A 1,468-nucleotide genomic window follows, 5' to 3' on the forward strand; every position below is an offset into this window, starting at 1 on the left:
GTAAGGAACCCCACGCTTAAAAGCGGGGGCTTTTAGGAAGTCCGGCTCGATCGCCAGCGGTGAAAGAAGAAAGCCCGAACCTTACCAGAGACAGGATTAGACCTACGTTTTTAGAGTCATGATACCGAAGAATGCGACGCTAGTTTTTCGCTCTATCGCCAAAAGTTAAACAGGATTAGCAGGGGTTAACCCAGTGCTTTTGGCATAACAAGCTCTTAAAACATTCTCGAAGCGAACTTTACCCAGCAATGGAGGACTTTGTGTCTAATTTCGTTTTCGTCATTGACAGTCAGAAACGCCCACTAAATCCAATCCGCCCAGGATTGGCTCGCAAATTACTAACCACGGGCAAAGCTGCCGTTTTCAAAAAATATCCATTCACAATAATTCTGAAAATAGAGGTAACAGCACCTCAAAAACCAATCACTCTTAAATTAGACCCGGGTTCTAGAACTACTGGAATCGCATTGCTACAAGGGGAGCAGGTAATCTTTGGCGCAGAACTAACACACCGAGGACAAGCTATTAAAGCCTGTCTGGAATCTCGCCGTTCACTGCGTAGAGGCAGGAGAAACCGCCATACCCGCTATCGTCCAGCTAGATTCTTGAACAGAACTCGTCCTAAAGGGTGGTTAGCTCCAAGCTTGCAGCATCGTGTCGAAACAACCTTGACTTGGGTAAATAGATTGATGAAACTTGCTCCCATTGCATCTATTTTTCAAGAACTTGTGCGATTTGACTTACAGCAAATAGAAAACCCAGAGATTAGTGGATTGGAATACCAGCAAGGAGTTCTATACGGTTACGAAATCCGCGAATACCTACTAAACAAATGGGACAGAAAGTGTACGTATTGCGGAAGTACTGATATACCGCTACAAGTCGAACACATCCATCCCAAAGCTAAAGGCGGATCTAATCGCATTTCTAATCTTTGCCTTGCTTGCGATGCTTGCAACAAAAAGAAGGGTACTCAAGATGTTGAGCAATTCCTATCTAAAAAGCCAGAGATTTTAAAGCGGGTTTTATCCCAAGCAAAGCGACCTTTGAAAGACGCAACAGCAGTTAATTCAACTCGCTGGGCATTATTTAATCGACTCCGCATGACTGGCTTACCCGTTTCTACTGGTAGTGGCGGTTTAACAAAGTTCAATCGTACTCGATTGAATCTGCCTAAATTCCACTGGTTAGATGCTGCTTGCGTAGGTCAAGTGGAAAATTTGAAGGTACTGACTTCTCGACCGCTGTTAATTAAAGCAGCAGGACATGGTGCTCGGCAAATGTGTGGCACAAATCGATTTGGCTTCCCAATTCGGCATAGATCGAGAAAGCAAATACATTTTGGGTTTCAAACTGGTGATATCATTGGCGCTACCGTCACCGCAGGCAAGAAAGTTGGTTCCTACGTGGGACGAGTTCTTTGTCGTGCATCCGGTTCGTTCGACATTGCCACAATCCAGGGAAGGGT

At 45.0% G+C, this 1,468-nt stretch carries 1 protein-coding gene; it reads left to right on the top strand.

The genetic code is table 11. From position 1 onward, the window contains the following. Nucleotides 1-260 precede the first annotated feature (260 nt). On the top strand, nt 261-1,468 hold a 1,208-nt coding region (gene iscB, locus QUA00_RS36670; RefSeq protein WP_333413488.1), incomplete at its 3' end, for an RNA-guided endonuclease IscB.

Source organism: Microcoleus sp. T2B6 (assembly GCF_036700475.1).
In the GTDB taxonomy this organism is placed as follows: Bacteria; Cyanobacteriota; Cyanobacteriia; order Cyanobacteriales; family Microcoleaceae; genus Microcoleus.